A 19,253-nucleotide genomic window follows, 5' to 3' on the forward strand; every position below is an offset into this window, starting at 1 on the left:
CATGATCGCGGCGCCTCTGCTCCTGATCCTCATGGCCGTGGCGCTGGTGCGCGCGGGGTGGGGCGGGGATCGCCGGTTGTCGCATGGCGGCTGGGCGCTGGGCGCAGGGGCGCTGCTATGGCTTGCGCTGCTCGACGGGGCGTGGGCCGTGGCCGTGGGCGCGACGCTCGGCGTGGCGGCGGCGATGGCGTTGATGCTATTTATCGCGGCGACCGCCCCTGTGCGGAGGAGCGCGGGGCGAACAGGCGCGTCGCGGCCTGAAAAAATCGCCGTGGCCACCGCACGGTCCGGCGTCCGCGCCGACGATCTTGCGCTGCGCAGGCGGCTCGCCGTATTCGTCCTGACCGTGCCGGTGTCGTTCCTCGCCGCGCAATGGTTCGCATTTGCATGTAATGCCGCTATGAAGGGGGATGCTCCGCTCGAGGCGAATTCGGTTGCGACCATGTTCATGGCGGTGCCGCTCGTCTGGGCCGGATTGATGAGCTGGCAATTGTGTCAGCGCGGCCCGGCGGACATGATCCGCCCGCCGCTGCTGATCGCAGGGCTTGGCGCACTCTTATGGATGTTTGCATGACCACTGCCGCCGGTGACAAAAGCCTCGTTCAACGTGCCCTGTCGGGGCATGCCGCGCTCGGCCTGATCGCAGGGGCGCTGATCTATCTCATCGCGGTGACCGGCACGCTGGTCGTCGTGCTCGAACAATGGCAGCGCTGGGAACAGCCCGATATTGCGGAGAGTGCTCACCTCACCCCGCAGGCGGCGCAGGCGTCGATCCCCAATGTCCTCGCGCGCGAGGCGGACATGACGCCGACCGCGCATCTCTATATCCGCATGCCGAACGCGGCGCTGCCCCGGCCCGTCGTCACCACCGACAACAAGGCGTGGTATATCGACGGAGAGGGACGCGTCGCCGGGCGCGAGGGGCATAGCTGGACCGAGATGGTCGCCGCGCTGCACTACAATCTCACCCTGCCGGTCATCTGGGGCATGATCCTGGTCGGCGTGCTGGGCGTGGCACTGGCCGCATTGCTGATCACCGGGGTCGTTTCCCATCCCAAGATCTTCAAGGATGCGTTCCGCCTGCGTGCCCGCGGCGAACCGCAACTGGCGCGGGCCGACTGGCACAACCGGCTCGGCGTGTGGACGCTGCCGTTTACGCTAGCCGTCACGCTTACCGGCGCGTTCATCGGGCTGAGCTATACGAGTGTCGGCACGCTGGCGCAAAGCTATACCGGCGGGGCGATGGACCCTGTCTACGCGACGATATTCGGGGCGGAACCGGAACACGATCCCGCGCCCGCGCCCATGGCGAACATTGCCCGCGCAATGGACACCGTCGCCGCCCGCTTTCCGGAGGCGGAGCCGACCTATGTCGTGGTGCACGACCCCATGACCAGGGGGCAGTTCGTGCAGATCATCGCGGAGCAGCCGCGCCGCCTCATCTATGGCGAGGTGTACAGCTTCGACGGTGCGGGAACCTATCTCGGAAAGGTCGGCCTGTCGGATGGCGCGCTTGGCCGGCAGGCGGCGGCGTCGACCTATAACCTGCATTTCGGCAATTATGCCGGGCTGCCGGTACAGCTTGCCTATATCGCCTTTGGCATCGCGCTTTGCGTCATCACCGCGACGGGCACGACGATGTGGCTGCGCAAACGGCGGCGCAAGGGGCACGACATCGCGCGCATGGCGGCGGCATGGGCCATGACCGTGTGGGGCATTCCTTTGGTGCTCGTGCTGGTGGCGGCGCTGCGCTTTGCGGGCGGGCCGGACATGCCGGTGGTCGCGGCGTTCTGGGGCCTGCTCGGTGCCGGGTTGATCGGGGCCGCGGCGTGGCCGGCACTGTTCTCGGATGCGGCCATGCGGCGCGCGCTCGGTATTGCGATGATCGCGGGCGCGCTGCTCCATCTCGTGTGGTTCGGCGGCGGCGCGCCCGGCGTTGTGGCGATGAACCTTGCGATCCTGGTCGCGGGGGCGGTCATCTGGCGCCCGGGCGTGCGCCTGGCGGGCGTGATGGCGCCGCGAACGGGCCGGCCCGAAACCGCCTGATCGAAAGCGGACCGTCGAGCGGCTTTGCCCGCATTACGCAGGGCGGCGCGCGAATATGCCGAAGCTGCCGATGACTGCATAACACAGCGCCGGCAGCACCAGCGCATAGGACAACCCCCCGGTGAGATCGGCCAGCGCGCCGGTCGCCAGCGGGACGATCGCCCCGCCGCAGATCGCCACGTTGATGATGCCGGACCCGTCCGCCGCGCGCGGGCCGAGTTTTTCGCAGGCGAGCGAGAAGATCGTCGGGAACATGATCGAATTCATCAGACCCACGGCAAGCAGGGCATAACCGGCCAGCGACCCTGTCGACGACACCGACAGCGCGATGAGCAGGATCGCCCCTGTTGCATTCACGGCGAGGATCTTGCCCGGGCTGAACATGCGCAGCGCCCACGAGCCGATGAAGCGGCCCGTCATCGCCCCGCCCCAGTAAAGCCCGATCATCCAGCCCACGACGCTTTCAGGCTGACCCAGCACGCGGTCGAGCGCGAGATAGTTGATGATGACCGAGCCGATCGACACTTCCGCCCCGACATAGAGGAAGATGCACAACGCGCCAAAGCCGAAGCGCGCACGCTTCAACAGGTCGAGTCCGGCAAGCCCCGAAGACGCTTCGTGCCGTTCCCCCTTCAGCCGGTTGCGGAACAGCCACACGGCCGCCGCGACGATGCCGATCATCACCGCAAGCGCGAGATAGCCGCGCCAGATCGCCTCGCCCTCCGCCTGGCGATAGGCGCGAAGAGCCTCGCCCGAAAGCGTCGCCGGATCGACTTGCGCCAGACTGCCGAGGAGCACGGCCGCACCGACGAGCGGGAAAACCGTGGTCCCCAGCGAATTGAACGCCTGCGCGAAGGTCAGCCGGCTATGCGCGGTTTTCTGCGGGCCGAGCAGGCTGATGAGCGGGTTGGCCACGACCTGCACGATCACCACCCCGCTCGCCAGCACGAACAGCGCGAGCAGGAACAGGCCGAAGGTCGCGCTCTGGCTCGCGGGGATGAACAGCAGGCACCCCGCCATCATGGTGACCAGGCCGAAGGTCGCCCCGCGCATGTAGCCGATGCGCTTGACCAGCTTCGATCCGGGAATGCCGATGATGGCATAGGCGGCGAAGAAGCAGAACTGCACCAGCATCGCCTGCGTGTAGTTGAGCGTGAACAGCTCCTTGAGCTTGGGGATGAGCACGTCGTTGAGCGAGGTGATCCCGCCGAAGATCAGGAACAGGCCGAACACGAAATATTGCAGCCCCCCTGCATCCATCGGGCGGCCGGCATCCTCGATCGGTTGCGGGTCGGTGCTGCTCGATACATCGGGGGCGAGTGCCATCAACGCGTTCCTTGTCATGCTGTTCGGCTCGGGGCGGAGAGAGCCCGGACAATGCCGGGCTGCGCCATAACGTTGCAAACTGCAAGCGGTGTCGGTGGCGATTTCGCCTCTCTGCACACGGAACATCCGCATGACGCACGCATCATTTGCGCGTCGCGGCGGGGAAGGGATGCGACACTCGTCCGCCCCCGCCGTTTGTTCGGGCACGATGCGCGAGCCGCAGGGCAAAGCGGATTTTGCGGGCATCGTCCTCACGCATCCCGGTCGCGCCTGCCCGGTGATGCCGCCCTTGCTTCTGAACAGATTGCACAGCGGTCCTTTGCCGGCGCTGGTCGTGGCCCCTGCGTAAGCCGGCCCAGATCCGAACACTTGCACGGATCGCACCACGGCGACCCTCGTGACACCGTCTCATTGTTGCGATAAGCCTTGCATCCATGACTGCATCACCGCCAATCTGGACGCCCTATTGCGGCGCTGCGCCCGACCCGACGGGATTGCTGCACGCGTGGAATGCGGATCCGGTTCTGCTGTGCGTGCTTGGTGCGGGATTGATGGTGGGATGGCGGCGCGCTCCGGCGCAGCGCGGCACCCATGTGGCGGCGGTTCTTGCCATGCTGGTGCTTTTCATCAGCCCGCTTTGCGCCCTGGCCTCGGCATTGTTCACCATGCGTGCGATCCACCATGTCGCGCTCGCGCTGGTGCTTGCCCCGTTGCTGGCGCGCTCGTTCGATCTCGGGCGTCATGCGGCGCGCCTCTCGCTGTCGGTGATGACGGGGGTGCAGGCGCTCGTGTTCTGGTTCTGGCACGCGCCGCCCGTCTATGCTGCGGCGCTGTCGAACGATGCGGTGTTCTGGATCATGCAGGTCACGCTTATCGGGACGGCGGCGTTGTGGTGGGCGGCGATGCGCCGGGCGCCGGCACCCGCCGCCATCGCCACGACGCTTGCGACCATGGTGCAGATGGGCGCACTCGGCGCGTTGCTGACCTTTGCGGGGCGTGCGTTCTATGCCCCGCATTATTTCACGACGCAGGCGTGGGGCTGGACCCCGCTGGAGGATCAGCAGATCGCAGGGCTGATCATGTGGGCGCCGGCGTCGGCGGCCTATCTGCTGATCGCGCTGTCCATGCTCTATCGCGCGCTGCCGCCGGCTTATGCCCGATGAAACCATGGGTGCAGCAATGGCGCGAATGGTCGCTCTCCTATCGCGAGCGGGGCCGGTATACGCCGGTGGGGGTCGCGTTTCACTGGACCATGGCGGCGGTCGTCACCTGGCAGCTTGCGACCGGGTGGTGGATGCAGCGCTATCTCGTCGGGGCGGCAAAGCTCGACGCGTATGAGCGGCATTCGTCGATCGGGCTGACGCTGCTGGCGCTCGGCGCGCTGCGGCTGTTGTGGCGGCTCATCGTGCCCGGCCCGATCAATGATGCGGACCGGATGGGATGGAAGACGACCGTGGCGCATGCGATCCATGCCGCGTTCTATCTGTTCTTCGTCCTCCTGCCGCTTTCGGGGTGGGCGATGTGGTCCGCGATCCAACCGGCGCGCCCGCTTCGGCTGGCCGGTATCCTGCCGGTTCCGCCCATGCCGTTTCAGGACATGGCCCCGGCATGGCAATTCTTCATCCTCGATTTCGCGCAGGACATTCACGTCGCCTGCGTCATCGCGCTTGCCCTGCTTATCCCCGCGCATGCGCTCGCGGCGATAAAGCATCATTACTGGGACCGGGACGACGTGCTCAAGGGCATGATGCCGGAGGTGCCCGATACCCACTGGCACCCGGCAGGGCCGAACTATAGCCGGCAAGATGCGCCATCTCCCGCTCCGTCAGAAGACGGCTGATCGCGGTCATCGCATCGCTCGCGCCATAGCGTTCGCCATTCGCCCATGCGTGCAGCTGCGCCTCGATATAGGGGGCGGGTTGCTGGCCGAGCGGGGGATTGCCCGCACCCACGCCCGCGCCATCCGCGCCATGGCATGTCGCACAGGCCGGCAGGCCGCGTGCAGGATCGCCGCGCTGGTAAAGGGTGGCAGCCGCGCAATCGGCATCCGCGACATCATTCCCCGCCGGATCGGGAACGGGGAGCGCGGCATAGTAATTGGCGACCTTTTCCCGCGCCGGCCAATCGAGCTGATCGGCGATCCACACCATCTGCGGATGACGCCGCTGCCCTTGCGCGAAATATTCGAGTTGTCGCAGGTGATAGCCGGGATCCAGCCCGGCCAGCCGCGGCACGAGATTTCCGTCGCCTTCGCCGTTCAACCCGTGACACGTCGCGCAGGCACCGCGCGCACCGGCGTCGCCCCCGCTCAGCGCGATGATCTCGCCGGTGGTTTCAAACGCGCTCGTCGCCGGCATGTCCTTGCCGCAGGCGGCGAGGAGTGCCACCATCGTCAGGCAAGCGAGCAGGGCGGGCCATTTGTGCATCGTTCATGGGAACCGCGTCACGACGGGGACGGTTCCCAAGGCCATGGGGGTATCATCGTGAAACGCGCATCTGCATCCATCGCGCTGTGCGTCCTGTTCTGCGCCTGTCTCGCCGGGTGCAAGCAGCCGCCCGGCCCGCGATACGTGCCCGACGATGCGGATGTCGCACGCGGGCGCGCGGCGATCGAACGGGTCGGTTGCGGCGCGTGTCATGCCATTCCCGGCATCGGCTGGCCCCAGGGGCGCACCGGCCCCTCGCTCTACGGATTTCGGGACATCGGCCTCATTGCCGGTGCGCTTCCCAATACGCCCGCCAATCTTGCCGCATTCGTGCGCAATGCACCGCGCGCAAAACCCGGCTCCACCATGCCCGCCATGCCATTGAGCGAAGAAGAGTCTCGCGATGTGGCCGCTTATCTCTATGGTCTGGACGATGAATAAGAGCGTGACAGATGTCTTCGATGCCTGGTGGGGCTGGCCGCCGCCGGTTCTCGACCCCGCCGGGCCCTATGCCGACGATATCGTCGTGCTGGCCTGGGCGCTGTTCGCGATGGGGGTGGTCGTCACCGGCATCGTGGTCGCCGCGCTTTACGTGGCGATCCGCGGCCCTGCGCGGTTGAAGGCGAAGCTTGGCGGCGAAACGCTGGTGTGGATCGGCGGGGTCGCCTTTCCCGGCGTCGTGCTGACCGCCCTGCTGGTGTGGGGGCTGTGGCTGACGTCGTCATTGACGCAGCCGGTGCCGGGCGGTGCCATGCGGGTGCGGGTCACCGGCTACATGTGGTGGTTCGACGTCGAATATCTCGGCCCCGATGGCGACGTGATCAGGCGCGACGCGAACGAGCTGCATATTCCGGTGGGCCGGCCTGTCGTGGTCGAGCTTCATAGCCAGGACGTGATCCACAGCTTCTGGGTGCCGAATCTTTCGGGCAAGGAGGACATGATCCCCGGCCGCACCAACGCGCTGGTGATCGAGGCGGACCGCGCCGGGCGTTTCGGCGGGGTCTGCGCCGAATACTGCGGCGGGCCGCATGCATTGATGGGTTTTGTCACGGTGGCGCACGACCCTGCGGATTGGCGCGCGTGGGCCGGCGGACGGCGCATGGCGCCCCCCACCATCGCGGAGCAGGACGTGCCCGGCACCGTTCCCGCGCTTCGCCCTGCCGCCGCCGAACGGGCGAGCGATGCGCCGATCGCGGCGAGCGGGCGCGCCCTGTTCATGGAAAGCGGGTGCGCGGCATGCCACCGGGTGGCGGGAACCGAAGCGAACGGCATCGCCGGCCCCGACCTCACCCATGTCGGCAGCAGGCTCACGCTGGGCGCGGGCATCCTGCCGAACAATCGCGGCACGATGATCGGGTGGATCGGGGACAGTCAGTCGATCAAGCCGGGCAATCGCATGCCGAGTTACGACATGCTTTCGGCCGATGAATTGACGGCCATCGCGATCTGGCTGGAAGAGCAGCGATGAGCGATATATCGCGGCCAAGCACTCGCGACGCGATGGCCGGGCGCGCGTCCGAAACAGGCTTCGACCACGATCTCTACGCCCGGTTCCCGACCCGCGAGCCGCGCCCCGACGGGGAGGTCGAGGAGCTGGAGAAGATCTGGGACAACCCCAAGGGCTGGGGTCTGCTGACCGTCGTCAACAACAATTACGTCGGTTTCTTTTACGTCGCGACGGCGTTCCTGTTCTTCCTGTTGGCCGGTGTGCTCGCGCTCGGCATGCGGGTGCAGCTTGCCGCGCCGATGCAGGATTTCCTGCCGCAGGATACCTATAACCAGTTCTTCACCATGCATGGCACGGTGATGATGTTCCTGTTCGCCGTCCCCATGGTGGAGGCGATCGGCGTGATGCTGCTGCCGCAGATGCTGGCCGCGCGCGACCTGCCGTTTCCGCGGCTGTCGGCCTATGCGTTCTGGGCGTATTGCGTAGGGGGCTTGTGCTTTTTCGCGAGCATTTTCGTCGGCCTTGCGCCCGATGGCGGGTGGTTCATGTATCCGCCGCTCACCTCCATCGCCTATAGCCCCGAGATCAACACCGATTTCTGGCTGCTCGGCATCGGGTTCATCGAGATCAGCGCCATTGCCGGCGCGATCGAGATCATCGTGGGCGTTTTGCGCACCCGCGCGCCGGGCATGACGCTCGACCGGATGCCGATGTTCGCGTGGGCCATGCTGGTCTTTGCCGTGATGATCGTCGTCGCCTTTCCCAGCGTCATTCTCGGTACGCTGCTGCTCGAACTCGAACGGGCGTTCAACTGGCCCTTCTTCGATCCGACGCGCGGCGGCGATCCGCTCTTGTGGCAACACCTGTTCTGGTTTTTCGGCCATCCGGAGGTCTATATCATCTTCCTGCCCGCCGCCGGGTTGATGAGCATGATGGTCGCGACGGTCGCGCGCACGCCATTGGTGGGTTACCGGCTCAACGTGCTGGCGCTGGTGGCGACGGGGTTCATCAGCTTTGGCGTGTGGGCGCATCACATGTTCGCGACCGGCATGCCGCGCGTATCGACGGGGTATTTCAGCGCGGCCAGCATGGCGGTCAGCCTGCCCGCCGGGATACAGGTGTTCTGCTGGATCGCGACGTTGGCGGCGGGGCGCATCCGGTGGTCGACACCTGCCCTGTTCATCGTGGGCAGCATCGTCATCTTCGTGATGGGCGGGCTCACGGGCGTGATGGTCGGCATGGTCCCGTTCGACTGGCAGGCGCACGACAGCTATTTCATCGTGGCGCATCTGCATTACGTGCTTTTGGGCGGGATGGTTTTTCCCATGTTCGCCGCGTTCTATTACTGGAACGGAATGACGTCGAAGAACGCGCTGTCGGAACGGCGCGGGAAATGGGTGTTCTGGCTTATGTTTACGGGCCTGCACATCACGTTTCTGCCCATGCATCTTACCGGGTTCATGGGGATGCCGCGCCGGGTCTATACCTATCTGCCGGGGCGGGGTCTGGAATGGCTGAACCTTGTATCGACCATCGGCGCGTTCGTCCTTGCGGCGGGGGTGTGTCTGTTCCTCTACGATCTTGCGCGCCGGTTCCGGTTCACCACGGACGAGGACGCGGGCAATACCTATGGCGGCGGCACGCTGGAATGGTTGCCGACCGGGATGTATTCGACCCGTTCGATCCCACTGGTAAAAAGCCGGGAGCCGCTCTGGGACGATCCGGAGCTTGGCGACGATGTGGCCGCGGGCCGCTATTTCCTGCCCAATAGCGCGACGGGCCTGCGCGAAACGCTGATCACTTCGCCCATCAATGCGGAGCCGCAATATATCCAGCTCATGCCCGGTCCATCGGCATGGCCGGTGGCATCGGCGGTGTTCACCGCGGGCTTCTTCCTCGCGCTCACGGTGCAGGCCTATGTGTTTTCGGCGGTGAGCGGCGTGCTTGCCGTTGCCTGCATCCTGCGCTGGCTGTGGGAAACGGACCGTCCCATCGAACAGGACCATGCCGACATCGGCGGCGGTATTACCGTGCCGATCGCCATCACCGGGCCATCGTCCCACTGGTGGTGGGCGCTCAATACCGTGATGGTGGTGATGGGCATGATCGTGTTCATGGCGCTGTTCAGCTATCTCTATCTTTTCGGCATCAATCCCGAATTCTGGATCGCACCGCCGGATGTGTTGCAGACAGCGGGCATCGCGGCGCTTCTGGTCGCGGCCTTTGTGGCGGCGTGGCTGTCGCGGCGGATCTTGGCGTCGAAGGCGCGCGGCGAATTTCCGGGACAGGGCCCATGGCTGATGGCGGTTGTCGCAGCGGCGCTGCTCTGCGGCGCGGGGTGGTGGGACTGGACCGGGTGGCGGGGTGCCGGGCTCGATCCCGCGGCAAGCGGGCAGGGCGCGACCGTGTTCGCGCTGCTCGCGTTTCAGGCCTGCGCCGTGGGGATTGCGGGCCTCATGGCGCTCTATCTCGGCTATCGCAGCGGCAGGGGGCTGCTCGTCGCGCCGTCGAGTGTGACGCTCGACATCGTGGTGCGCTTCATCGGCTATACCGCGGTGCAGGGGCTTGTCATCGCGCTGGTCGTGCGACTGTTTCCGGGGGGCTGAACGGGTGGCGGATTATCGCAACGACGTCGACTGGCTGACCCCGGCGCTCGCACTCGCCGTATGGGCGGCGCATTTCTCGCTCGCATGGGCGGGGAGCAGCATCTTTCCGGGGCACCCTGCGGCGCGGGTGATCGGGGCGGGTCTGGCGCTGCCTGCCTTGTTCGCGATGGCATGGCTGTGGCGGCGGACCGGGGCGGGGCCGATGCGCGCCGTGCCCCGGCTCGGCATCGCGATTGCGGCCACCGGCGTGGTGTTCACGGTGCTGCCCGCCCTTTTCGGATAGCGCGCTATTGCGACTTGCCGCCGAACAGGTCGCTACTTCCTGCAAAGCCGAGCCCGGCGCCGATCGACACCACACCGACCCCCAGCGCGATGAGCATGAGCAGGCCGTCGCGAACGAGCAGGGCAAGGCCGAATGCGATGATGGCGGCCATCGGCGCGGTGCTGGCAAACGGCACGAATTCGAGCGGCGGCACCGTCAGGCACAGGAGAATCACGATGGCGGCGGCAATCCGCGGCCAGATGCCGGTCACGAAACGCGGCATGCGCCCGTGGAACCACCGGTCCAGCCATGTCGCCAACCCGTCGAGCTTGTCCGCGGCCTTGTGGAGCTTGCCGCCCGAAATCGCGCGCTTCTGAACGAGTTGCGGAAGCCACAGATGCTCCTTGCCGATGAGCAATTGCGCGGCGACCAGCGCGACGATCGTGGCGAGAAAGGTCGGAACGCCGGGGATCCCGCCGACCGGGCTGATCTCGATCATTGCGGGGAGCATCATCGCCGGGCCATAGGACCTGTCGCCGATGGTATCGAGGACATTGCCGATGGAAACCTCGTCCTGCCGGTCCGCCAGCTTGCGCAGCGCGGCGAGGATTTCACAGACCGAATGGACCTCTTCGCCCGTGTCTTCTCCCGTATTCCCGGTGTTCATCGCGGCGTTCTCCTTTGCCGATCGGATGGTTATACGTGGGAACAGGCCGTGCAAGAAAGTTCGAGCGTCGAGGTCTTGCGAAAGCCTGTCAAGGGTCCGATCGCGGCGACCCGCGCGGCGAGGGACGGCATCGGCATCGGTGCCTATCCGTTCGACATCTTAAGGTGGTGCCCAAATGCCGGGATGGCATGGCAGGCCTGCACAGTCTGCGGCGCGACGGGCATTATGCGGCCCGTCGATCCGCGCGGCGCCTAAAGGGGGCGGGGTCAGCTGGCACGCCCGCCGGCCGTACGCATGGTTTCCACATGCAAACGCCGTGTCGGGCCGGGGCTATCGTGGTAAACCCACGCTGGCACCCGGGTAATGGCGAAACTATCCTGCGCGAATCGCGACCGTTTCCGACCAGATCCCATTGGCAGATCTTACGGGTGCGCTATCTCACGACCCGATCCGTGCGCGATGGGATCGATTCCGGCGCGCCGATCAATGGCTGTCGCGCGGGATGCCTTTCGTCTGTGCGATGCGCTGATATTGCTCGGCCCCTTCCAGGATGGCGCCAGTGTCCATCTGTCCGACGAATTTGCGCTGCAACTCCTGCCAGGGCGTCTGGGATGCGGGATATTCGTACCCGCCTTTCGCCTTCAACGCCTCGCGCCGCTCCTCGATCTCCTGATCCGGGATCAGCACGTTGACCTGTCCGGCACGCAGATCAACGCGCAGACGATCGCCCGTCCGCAGGATCGCCAGCCCGCCCAGAACCGCCGCTTCCGGGCTGGCATTCAGGATCGACGGGCTTCCCGATGTGCCCGACTGGCGTCCGTCGCCGATGCACGGCAATGCGTCGACGCCGCGCCGGATCAGATAGGATGGGGGCCGCATGTTGACGACCTCCGCCGATCCTGGATAGCCGACCGGTCCGGTGCCGCGAATGCACAGAATGCTGTTTTCCGTGATGTTGAGCGAGGGATCGTCGATCCGCGCGTGATAATCTTCCGGCCCGTCGAATACGACCGCCTCGCCTTCGAACGCGTCGGGGTCGTCGGAATCGGAAAGATAGCTTTTGCGGAAGGCCGCGGTAATCACGCTGGTCTTCATGATGGCCGCATCAAACAGATTGCCCGTCAAGACGCGGAAGCCCGCATTGTTGAGCAAGGCGTCGTCGAAACGCTTGATGACGCGATCGTCCTCGATCGTGGCATCGCGACAGTTTTCGCCGATCGTCTTGCCATTCGCGGTGATCGCATCGGCGTTGATCAGGCCCTTTTCGATCAGCTGCGCAACGACGGCGGGCACCCCGCCCGCGTGGTAATAATCCTCACCGAGATATTCGCCCGCCGGCTGCAGATTGACCAGAAGCGGGATCGCATGCCCGACATCCTCCCAATCGGTCAGGGGGAGATCGACGCCGGCGTGGCGCGCGATGGCGGCAAGATGGATGGGCGCATTGGTCGACCCGCCGATTGCGGAATTGACCGCGATGGCGTTGTGGAATGCCTCCTTCGTCATGATGTCGCATGGTTTCAGGTCTTCGTGCACCATTTCGACGATGCGCTTGCCCGTGTGATAGGCGCATTCCTGCCGGTCGCGATAGGGGGCGGGGATCGCGGCCGAGCCGGGAAGCATCATGCCCAGCGCTTCGGCAAGCGAATTCATCGTTGTTGCCGTGCCCATCGTGTTGCAATATCCGGTCGACGGGGCCGACGATGCGACCAGCTTGATAAAGCCGTCCTCGTCCAGCTCGCCCTTGGCCATCAGTTCCCGGCCTTTCCACACGATCGTGCCCGAACCGGTCCGCTGCCCCTTGTACCAGCCGTTCAGCATCGGACCCACCGACAATGCGATGGCCGGGATGTTGACCGTCGCCGCCGCCATCAGCAACGCTGGCGTCGTCTTGTCGCACCCGGTCGTGAGCACGACGCCGTCGAGCGGATAGCCATAAAGCGCCTCGACCAGCCCGAGATAGGCGAGGTTGCGGTCCAATCCCGCGGTCGGACGTTTTCCCGTTTCCTGAATGGGATGGACGGGAAATTCGATGGCGATGCCGCCCATTTCACGAATGCCTTCACGAATACGCTGCGCCAGCACGATATGGTGACGGTTGCAAGGCGAAAGATCGCTGCCGGTTTGCGCAATACCGATAATCGGACGCTCGGAGCGCAGTTCCTCGAGCGAAAGTCCGAAATTAAGATACCGCTCCAGATAAAGAGAGGTCATATCGATGTTGTCGGAATTGTCGAACCACGCCCTGGAACGAAGGGCCGGCTTTTTGTTGTCAGTCACGATCGACATCTCTCACGTTTAGGAAACGGTTGGTGCAAATGGGGGATCAGCGGGCCACCGACACGCGATAGACCATCACGTGCCGATAAGGCTTGCCCGGATCGACGCGCGCCGACGCGAAATCCGGCTGATTCGGGGCGTCCGGAAACTTCTGCGGTTCGAGCGCGATGCCGTCGCCCATGCGATAGAGCGTGTCGTTCTTGCCGACATAAGTCCCGTCGAGGAAATTGCCGGAATAGAACTGTACCCCAGGCTCGGTCGAAAGCACTTCGAGAACGCGGCCCGATACGGGGTCCTCCAGCCTTGCGGCGAGTTCGGGGCGGCGCGTCACGCCCTTGTCGAGCGCGAAATTATGATCGAAGCCGCGGCCATAGACGATCTGCTGATTGCCGCCATCGCGCAAGCCTTGCCGGATGGGCTTCGCCTTGCGGAAATCGAAGGGCGTCCCCTCGACCGGTCGCAGTTCGCCCGTCGGGATCAGGTTCTCGGTGACGGGCGTGTACCGGGCGGCGGGGATGGTAAGGATGTTGTCCATCGCACCTTGCGGGGCGCCCTGTCCCGCCATGTTGAACAATGCGTGGTTCGTCATGTTGATGATCGTCGGCTTGTCCGTACTCGCATCGAACGTGATCGTCAGGGCGCCATCATCGTCCAGCGTATAGGTGGTCCGGGCCTCGACCCGGCCGGGATAGCCGGAATCGCCATGCTCGCTCACGAGCGTGAAAACGGCCTGCGCTTTCGAGCCCTGCGTGACCTTCGACACGGTCCAGTTCTGCACGTCGAAACCATTGCCGCCGCCATGAAGCGTGTTTTCGCCATCGTTGGTGGGAAGCTGATATGTTTTGCCGTCGAGGGTGAAGCGCCCGCCATCGATGCGATTGGCGAAACGGCCGACCGTCACGCCCCAGTAATTGGGACGGGTCTTGTACGACTGAATATCGTCGGATCCGATCGTGATGTCGGCCATGACACCGTCGCGATCGGGCGCCATGAATTTCCACAATGTCGCGCCGAGGCTGAGAAGGGTCACGGACACGCCGTTGTCGCCAGACAGGGTGACGGCCTCGACAATCGTGCCGTCGTCCAGCGTTGCGGCAATCTCGCGCTCGGCTTCGGCGGCGAGGGCCGGATTGGCGCCGCCCAGTGCCAGCACGGCGAGCACATTTGCAGCCATCCGGTATCCAACCATACCCAACACTCCCTTGGTCCATTCTTACGCAGGCCGCGTCTAACGCGTTGACGCGCGGTGCGAACTGCATATAGTCCGACAAATAAAGCCATTGCAAGAAAGATCGGTCAAGATCTTTACAGCATGAGGAGATGGATAAGATGAATGCAAACCAACCGGACGCGGCGCCTGCCGCGGTTTCGGCCGATGGGAAAGTCGTGCGCTACGGCCCGGCGCTTACGTTGCTTGCAAGCCTGTTTTTCATGTGGGGCTTCATCACCGTCATCAACAACACGCTGCTTCCCCATCTGCGCAGCGTTTTCGATCTGAACTATACGCAGACGACGCTGATCGAATCGGTCTGGTTCATCGCCTATTTTGTCGCTTCCATCCCCTCGGCAAAGCTGATCGAGAAGGTCGGTTACAAGAATTCGCTGGTCTGCGGCCTCGGCATCATGGCCGCGGGTGCGGTTGGCATGATGCTCGCGGCCAGCATACCCTCCTATGGTGTGACATTGTTCATGCTCTTCGTCATCGCCAGCGGCATCACCTTGCTGCAGGTTGCCGCCAACCCTTATGTCGCGGTAGTGGGCAAGCCCGAAACGGCGTCGTCCCGGCTCAATCTCGTGCAGGCGATGAACTCTGCGGGTACCATGCTGGCCCCACTGTTCGGCGCCTTCCTTATCCTGGGCCGCACGCGGGGCGGAACGGTCGAGGCGGGCACGGTGTTGACGCCGGCCGAACGGCTTGCGGATGCGCAATCGGTCATTCTACCCTACGGGCTGGTGGCTGCGGTGCTCGTCGTGCTGGCCATCGTGATCTGGCGCTTTCCGCTTCCCGACATGGGATCGTCGAACCGCCGCGCGACAAAGGATGAACGCAAATCCCTCTCGCTCTGGAAGCACCGGAACCTGGTCTTCGGGGTGCCGGCGATCTTCATCTATCTCATTGCTGAGATCGGCGTCGCCAATCTTTTCGTAAACTTCGTCAGCCGCCCCGATATCGCCAATCTCACCAATGAGCAGGCCGGTCGCTATCTCACGCTCCTGTGGGCCGGCATGATGGTCGGCCGGTTCGCAGGCTCCGCCATCATGCAGCGTTTCGACGCGGCGCATGTGCTCGCCGTCGCATCGATCGGGGCGTTCGTCGTCATGGTCGCGACGGTGTTCCTGACCGGACCCATGGCGATGTGGGCCCTGATTTCGGTCGGATTGTTCCACTCCATCATGTTCCCGACGATTTTCACGCTTGGGATCAAGGGGCTGGGCTCGCTTACCGAGGAAGGTTCCGGTCTTCTCGTGATGGCGATCGCCGGCGGTGCGCTGGTGGTGGTTCAGGGCTGGATCGCCGACAGCTACGGCCTGCAGAACTCGTTCCTGCTGACGGCGGCATGCGAGCTTTACGTGCTGTTCTATGCCCTGTGGGGCAGCAAGCCGACCCATGCGGTCGCGCACGAACCGCTGGCGCAATCGACCGGCTGAATTCGCTCCGTCCTGTCTTGGGGAAGGGGCGGCCGCGTCGCGCGCCGACCCTTTTTCGTATGGCGTGGCGGGCCTATTCCATCGAGCCGTGCGTATCTTCGAGGGCCAGTTCGACAAGGACCGTCATCGCCGCCGCAGCGCCATCGGCATCCTGCGCCGCGATGGCGTCGTAAACCTGCGCGTGGTCGGGGATCGGATTGCGGGGCAAGGCTCTTGCCCGTTGCTTGAACTGCGTGGTCCAGTTGACCGCAGCGCCGATGCTTGCCGATAGCACGATCAATGCGTCGTTGCGGGTCGCTTGCAGGATGGCGGTATGGAAATCGCGATCGGCCGAACGGCCCGCCTCGGTCATCAGGCCATGTTCGCGCATCCCGGTCAGCGCCAGCTTCATCGCGGTCAGCTCGGTCTTTTCGCGGCGCTCCGCCGCCAGTCTCGCGGCCGAAGGCTCCACGATAAGGCGCAACTCGAAAAGGCTGCGCACAAATGCGATATCCGGCTCCCCGGCAAAGGCCCAGCCCAGCACATCGGGATCGAGCAGGTTCCAGCGTTCGCGCGGGAGGACGCGCGTGCCCGCCTTGGGACGGCTGGCGACAAGCCCCTTCGCCGTGAGCACCTGTATGGCCTCGCGATAGGCGCTGCGCGAAACGTGGAGTTCCTCGGCAAATGCGACCTCGCCGGACAGTATATCTCCGGGCTGATACTTCCCGGCGAGAATATCGGTGCCCAGACGATGCGCAATTGCCCCATGCAGCCGGCGACCCGGCCCGTGTGCCCGTTTCGTCCGCTTTGCCGATACCGTCGATTTGTTCACAGCTTGCGTATCTTCCACCATTTCCGTCACCGACCGTGCTTAACGCAAGGCAGGCCATTGCGCAAAGCGCGACGACATTCGACGTTGCGTTTAGGCCGAAGTCATAATATGTCGGAGTAAATAAGGAGACATATTATGACCCAGTTCCAATCCGTAAAGGCGGAAACCGGTGAAACCTTCGGCGACCCGATCGCCGTCAACGACGTGTCCGATGTCGCGGTCGCCTGTCAGAAGGCGCAGGACGCATTCGACGTGTATCGCGCCACCACTCGTGAGGACAGGGCCGCCTTTCTCGAGGATATCGCAGATCAGATCATGGCGATTGGCGACGCGCTCGTCGACGCCGCGACCAGCGAAAGCGGATTGCCCACGGCCCGGATCGAAGGTGAGCGTGGCCGGACATGCGGGCAGCTTCGCATGTTCGCCGGCGTCGTACGCCGCGGCGGATGGCAGCAGCTTCGCATCGATCCGGCCATGCCGGACCGTTCGCCGCTTCCCCGCCCGGACCTTCGCCTTCGCATGGTGCCGCTGGGGCCTGTGGCCGTGTTCGGCGCGTCCAATTTCCCCATCGCATTCTCGACCGCGGGCGGGGATACCGCATCGGCGCTCGCCGCCGGTTGCCCGGTGGTTGTGAAGGGCCACCCGGCCCACCCGCAGACGGGCGCGCTGGTGGCCGACGCGATCGCAAAGGCCGTCAGGAACGCAGGCCTGCCCGAAGGCGTGTTCCAGCATCTTGTCGGACCTTCCAATGAGCTTGGCGCGGCGCTGGTGCAGGATCCGCGCATCGCGGCCGTCGGCTTTACCGGTTCGCGCGCTGGCGGTCTTGCGTTGCAGTCGCTCGCGCAGAAGCGCGAGGTTCCGATCCCGGTCTACGCCGAAATGTCCAGCATCAATCCGGTGCTGCTGCTTCCTCACGCGCTCAAGGACAAGGGCGCGGCGCTCGGCACTGCGTTCGTGGGTTCGCTGACCATGGGTGCGGGGCAGTTCTGTACCAATCCCGGCCTCGTGCTCGCGATCGAAGGCGAGGGCCTCGACGCATTCATCGATGCCGCGCAGACGGCTGTGAAGGATGCCGCGCCGCAGACGATGCTGACGCCTAATATCCGCGATGCCTATGGCAAGGCCGTCGATACGCTTTCGCAATGCGACGGGGTCGAGGAAATCGCCAAGGGCGACGAAGGCGACAAGACCCACGGCGGCGCCGCCGTGTTCCAGACCGCCGGCGACAAGTTCCTGTCCGACAAGAGCCTGCAGGCCGAGATGTTCGGCTCCGCCTCGCTCATCGTGCGCTGCAAGGACGAGGACGAGCTCGTGCGCATCATCGACAGCCTCGAAGGGCAGCTGACCGCGACCCTGCACATGGATGATGCCGATGCGGCCATTGCCGGGCGCATGATCCCCCATCTGGAGCGCCGGGTCGGGCGCATCCTCGCCAATGGCTGGCCCACGGGCGTCGAAGTCGGTCATGCCATGGTCCACGGCGGGCCGTATCCGTCGACCACCGATGCGCGCATGACCTCGGTCGGGAGCCTCGCGATCGACAGGTATCTGCGACCCGTCAGCTATCAGAACATCCCACAGGATCTGCTGCCGCCCGAACTGCGCGACGCGAACGCCGGCGACGGCGTCCCGCGCCTGGTCGACGGCGAGCCGGCCTGATTCCGCGCGGCAATCCCTGAACACGTGATGCGGCGGCCCGGCAGGATCCGGGCCGCCGCCCAGAGAGGAACGAATTGATGACCCGATCGCGACTGTTGCAGCATCGCGCCGACGATGGCGCGCGGCGCGTAATCCTGGCCGAGGGCGACGAGGCTTTCGTGCTGGAGAATACGTCGACCGTACTCGACCTGGCGAAATCCGCCATAGCGGCGGGCACGACGCTGAAGGATGCTGCGAAAAACTGCACGCGCGGTCGGGACATCGATTTGCAGGCGGAACTGGCCGCGGGGCGTCTGTTGGCCCCTGTGGATCATGCCGATCCTGCGCATCTGCTGCTGACGGGTACGGGTTTGACGCATCTCGGCTCTGCGGAAGGGCGGAACAAGATGCACCTCGCCGCGCAGGCGAAGGAAGACGTCACCGATTCCATGCGCATGTTTCTCGAAGGGCTGGAAGGCGGAAAGCCGAAGGAAGGCGAGACGGGGCAGCAGCCTGAATGGTTCTACAAGGGCGACGGGTCGCAGCTGATCGGCCCGCGCGACAGTTTCACCATGCCCCATTTCGCGCAGGACGGCAGCGAGGAGCCGGAATTGGCCGGCATCTATCTCATCGGCGACGATGGCACGCCGCATCGGCTCGGCATTGCGATCGCCAACGAATTTTCCGACCATGTGACCGAACGGCACAACTATCTCTGGCTCGCCCATTCGAAGCTGCGCCAGGCCGCACTCGGCGCGGAACTGTTGCTGGGTGATCCGCCCTCCCATGTCGAGGGTACGAGCCGTATCCTGCGCGATGGGGAGGTTCTGTGGGAAAAGCGCTTCCTGTCGGGTGAGGACAACATGTCGCACAGCCTGCACAATTTGGAACAGCATCATTTCAAATATGCGCAGTTCCAGCGGCCGGGCGATGTGCATGTCCATTTCTTCGGCACGGCGACGCTATCTTTTGCGGAGGGCGTCACGACCCAAGAAGGCGATGTGTTCGAGATCAGCGCCGAGCCGTTCTCCCTGCCCTTGTCCAACCCGCTTGCCCGTGCGGAGCACGCGCCGGTGACGGTCATGGTTCTCTGAA

Annotated in this window: 17 protein-coding genes; 11 read left to right on the forward strand and 6 right to left on the reverse strand. The window is 64.8% G+C overall.

The genetic code is table 11. From position 1 onward, the window contains the following. Position 1 precedes the first annotated feature (1 nt). Together K4G67_RS14760 and K4G67_RS14765 are read left to right on the forward strand one after the other, a co-directional pair. A complete protein-coding gene (locus tag K4G67_RS14760; RefSeq protein WP_239807090.1) occupies positions 2-574 on the forward strand; it encodes a hypothetical protein in 573 nt (190 codons plus the stop codon). Beyond that, positions 571-2,046, forward strand: coding sequence for a PepSY-associated TM helix domain-containing protein (locus K4G67_RS14765; RefSeq protein ID WP_239807091.1), 1,476 nt, complete (start codon positions 571-573; stop codon positions 2,044-2,046). The genes K4G67_RS14760 and K4G67_RS14765 overlap by 4 nt, the downstream gene beginning before the upstream one ends. 33 nt (positions 2,047-2,079) lie before the next feature. Here the strand turns inward: K4G67_RS14765 and K4G67_RS14770 are convergent, their stop codons facing one another. Next, entirely contained in the window at positions 2,080-3,372 is a 1,293-nt protein-coding gene (locus K4G67_RS14770) for a sugar MFS transporter (protein ID WP_239807092.1), read from the reverse strand. Between the two features lie 434 nt (positions 3,373-3,806). On the opposite strand from K4G67_RS14770, the gene K4G67_RS14775 reads away from it, so the two are divergent. Further along, the gene (locus tag K4G67_RS14775) at positions 3,807-4,535 is read left to right on the forward strand and encodes a cytochrome c oxidase assembly protein (RefSeq protein WP_239807093.1); all 729 of its coding nucleotides are present in this window, start codon (positions 3,807-3,809) and stop codon (positions 4,533-4,535) included. After that, on the forward strand, positions 4,532-5,212 hold the full coding sequence (locus tag K4G67_RS14780; protein ID WP_239807094.1) for a cytochrome b: 681 nt from the start codon (positions 4,532-4,534) through the stop codon (positions 5,210-5,212). Before K4G67_RS14775 ends, K4G67_RS14780 begins: the two co-directional genes overlap by 4 nt. Here the strand turns inward: K4G67_RS14780 and K4G67_RS14785 are convergent. Next, entirely contained in the window at positions 5,109-5,798 is a 690-nt protein-coding gene (locus K4G67_RS14785) for a c-type cytochrome (protein ID WP_239807095.1), read from the reverse strand. The two genes, K4G67_RS14780 and K4G67_RS14785, sit on opposite strands and share 104 nt — an antisense overlap. Positions 5,799-5,855: 57 nt before the next feature. On the opposite strand from K4G67_RS14785, the gene K4G67_RS14790 reads away from it, so the two are divergent. The 4 genes from K4G67_RS14790 to K4G67_RS14805 are packed head-to-tail and all read left to right on the forward strand — an operon-like array spanning position 5,856 to position 10,134. Next, positions 5,856-6,239, forward strand: coding sequence for a c-type cytochrome (locus tag K4G67_RS14790; protein WP_239807096.1), 384 nt, complete (start codon positions 5,856-5,858; stop codon positions 6,237-6,239). A 4-nt stretch (positions 6,240-6,243) separates the two neighbouring features. After that, on the forward strand, positions 6,244-7,266 hold the full coding sequence (locus K4G67_RS14795; protein ID WP_338026443.1) for a cytochrome c oxidase subunit II: 1,023 nt from the start codon (positions 6,244-6,246) through the stop codon (positions 7,264-7,266). Then, positions 7,263-9,851 (forward strand): cbb3-type cytochrome c oxidase subunit I, encoded by a 2,589-nt coding sequence (locus K4G67_RS14800; protein WP_239807098.1) that lies wholly within the window; start codon positions 7,263-7,265, stop codon positions 9,849-9,851. The genes K4G67_RS14795 and K4G67_RS14800 overlap by 4 nt, the downstream gene beginning before the upstream one ends. Positions 9,852-9,855: 4 nt before the next feature. Further along, positions 9,856-10,134: a hypothetical protein gene (locus K4G67_RS14805; RefSeq protein ID WP_239807099.1), complete on the forward strand. Its 279-nt coding sequence runs from the start codon at positions 9,856-9,858 to the stop codon at positions 10,132-10,134. 4 nt (positions 10,135-10,138) lie between these two features. On the opposite strand, the gene K4G67_RS14810 is transcribed toward K4G67_RS14805, so the two are convergent. The 3 genes from K4G67_RS14810 to K4G67_RS14820 all read right to left on the reverse strand — a co-directional run bounded on the left by K4G67_RS14810 (position 10,139) and on the right by K4G67_RS14820 (position 14,234). Then, a complete protein-coding gene (locus K4G67_RS14810; protein ID WP_239807100.1) occupies positions 10,139-10,780 on the reverse strand; it encodes an exopolysaccharide biosynthesis protein in 642 nt (213 codons plus the stop codon). Positions 10,781-11,263: 483 nt separating this feature from the next. Beyond that, positions 11,264-13,060 carry an IlvD/Edd family dehydratase gene (locus tag K4G67_RS14815; RefSeq protein ID WP_239807101.1) on the reverse strand — a complete coding sequence of 599 codons (1,797 nt, stop codon included), beginning with the start codon at positions 13,058-13,060 and terminating at the stop codon, positions 11,264-11,266. A gap of 46 nt (positions 13,061-13,106) precedes the next feature. After that, the gene (locus K4G67_RS14820) at positions 13,107-14,234 is read right to left on the reverse strand and encodes an aldose epimerase family protein (RefSeq protein WP_239807102.1); all 1,128 of its coding nucleotides are present in this window, start codon (positions 14,232-14,234) and stop codon (positions 13,107-13,109) included. Positions 14,235-14,389: 155 nt separating this feature from the next. On the opposite strand from K4G67_RS14820, the gene K4G67_RS14825 reads away from it, so the two are divergent. Then, the gene (locus tag K4G67_RS14825; RefSeq protein ID WP_239807103.1) at positions 14,390-15,709 is read left to right on the forward strand and encodes a sugar MFS transporter; all 1,320 of its coding nucleotides are present in this window, start codon (positions 14,390-14,392) and stop codon (positions 15,707-15,709) included. 73 nt (positions 15,710-15,782) lie between these two features. Here K4G67_RS14825 and K4G67_RS14830 read toward each other — a convergent pair whose 3' ends face one another. Next, a complete protein-coding gene (locus tag K4G67_RS14830) occupies positions 15,783-16,541 on the reverse strand; it encodes a FadR/GntR family transcriptional regulator (protein WP_239807113.1) in 759 nt (252 codons plus the stop codon). Positions 16,542-16,655: 114 nt separating this feature from the next. Here K4G67_RS14830 and K4G67_RS14835 point away from each other — a divergent pair, with 114 nt between their 5' ends. After that, a complete protein-coding gene (locus tag K4G67_RS14835) occupies positions 16,656-18,179 on the forward strand; it encodes an aldehyde dehydrogenase (NADP(+)) (protein ID WP_239807104.1) in 1,524 nt (507 codons plus the stop codon). Between the two features lie 77 nt (positions 18,180-18,256). Further along, the gene (gene araD1, locus K4G67_RS14840) at positions 18,257-19,252 is read left to right on the forward strand and encodes an AraD1 family protein (protein WP_239807105.1); all 996 of its coding nucleotides are present in this window, start codon (positions 18,257-18,259) and stop codon (positions 19,250-19,252) included. Position 19,253 lies beyond the last annotated feature (1 nt).

Source organism: Croceicoccus hydrothermalis (assembly GCF_022378335.1).
In the GTDB taxonomy this organism is placed as follows: domain Bacteria; phylum Pseudomonadota; class Alphaproteobacteria; order Sphingomonadales; family Sphingomonadaceae; genus Croceicoccus; species Croceicoccus hydrothermalis.

Excerpts from the sequence above, each read along its gene's own strand:
- K4G67_RS14800 (WP_239807098.1), top strand. The coding sequence starts at position 7,263 with ATGAGCGATATATCGCGGCCAAGCACTCGCGACGCGATGGCCGGGCGC.
- K4G67_RS14810 (WP_239807100.1), bottom strand. The coding sequence starts at position 10,780 with ATGAACACCGGGAATACGGGAGAAGACACGGGCGAAGAGGTCCATTCG.
- K4G67_RS14825 (WP_239807103.1), top strand. The coding sequence starts at position 14,390 with ATGAATGCAAACCAACCGGACGCGGCGCCTGCCGCGGTTTCGGCCGAT.
- K4G67_RS14760 (WP_239807090.1), top strand. The coding sequence starts at position 2 with ATGATCGCGGCGCCTCTGCTCCTGATCCTCATGGCCGTGGCGCTGGTG.
- K4G67_RS14765 (WP_239807091.1), top strand. The coding sequence starts at position 571 with ATGACCACTGCCGCCGGTGACAAAAGCCTCGTTCAACGTGCCCTGTCG.
- K4G67_RS14770 (WP_239807092.1), bottom strand. The coding sequence starts at position 3,372 with ATGGCACTCGCCCCCGATGTATCGAGCAGCACCGACCCGCAACCGATC.
- K4G67_RS14830 (WP_239807113.1), bottom strand. The coding sequence starts at position 16,541 with ATGGTGGAAGATACGCAAGCTGTGAACAAATCGACGGTATCGGCAAAG.
- K4G67_RS14820 (WP_239807102.1), bottom strand. The coding sequence starts at position 14,234 with ATGGCTGCAAATGTGCTCGCCGTGCTGGCACTGGGCGGCGCCAATCCG.
- araD1 (WP_239807105.1), top strand. The coding sequence starts at position 18,257 with ATGACCCGATCGCGACTGTTGCAGCATCGCGCCGACGATGGCGCGCGG.
- K4G67_RS14780 (WP_239807094.1), top strand. The coding sequence starts at position 4,532 with ATGAAACCATGGGTGCAGCAATGGCGCGAATGGTCGCTCTCCTATCGC.
- K4G67_RS14775 (WP_239807093.1), top strand. The coding sequence starts at position 3,807 with ATGACTGCATCACCGCCAATCTGGACGCCCTATTGCGGCGCTGCGCCC.
- K4G67_RS14835 (WP_239807104.1), top strand. The coding sequence starts at position 16,656 with ATGACCCAGTTCCAATCCGTAAAGGCGGAAACCGGTGAAACCTTCGGC.
- K4G67_RS14785 (WP_239807095.1), bottom strand. The coding sequence starts at position 5,798 with ATGCACAAATGGCCCGCCCTGCTCGCTTGCCTGACGATGGTGGCACTC.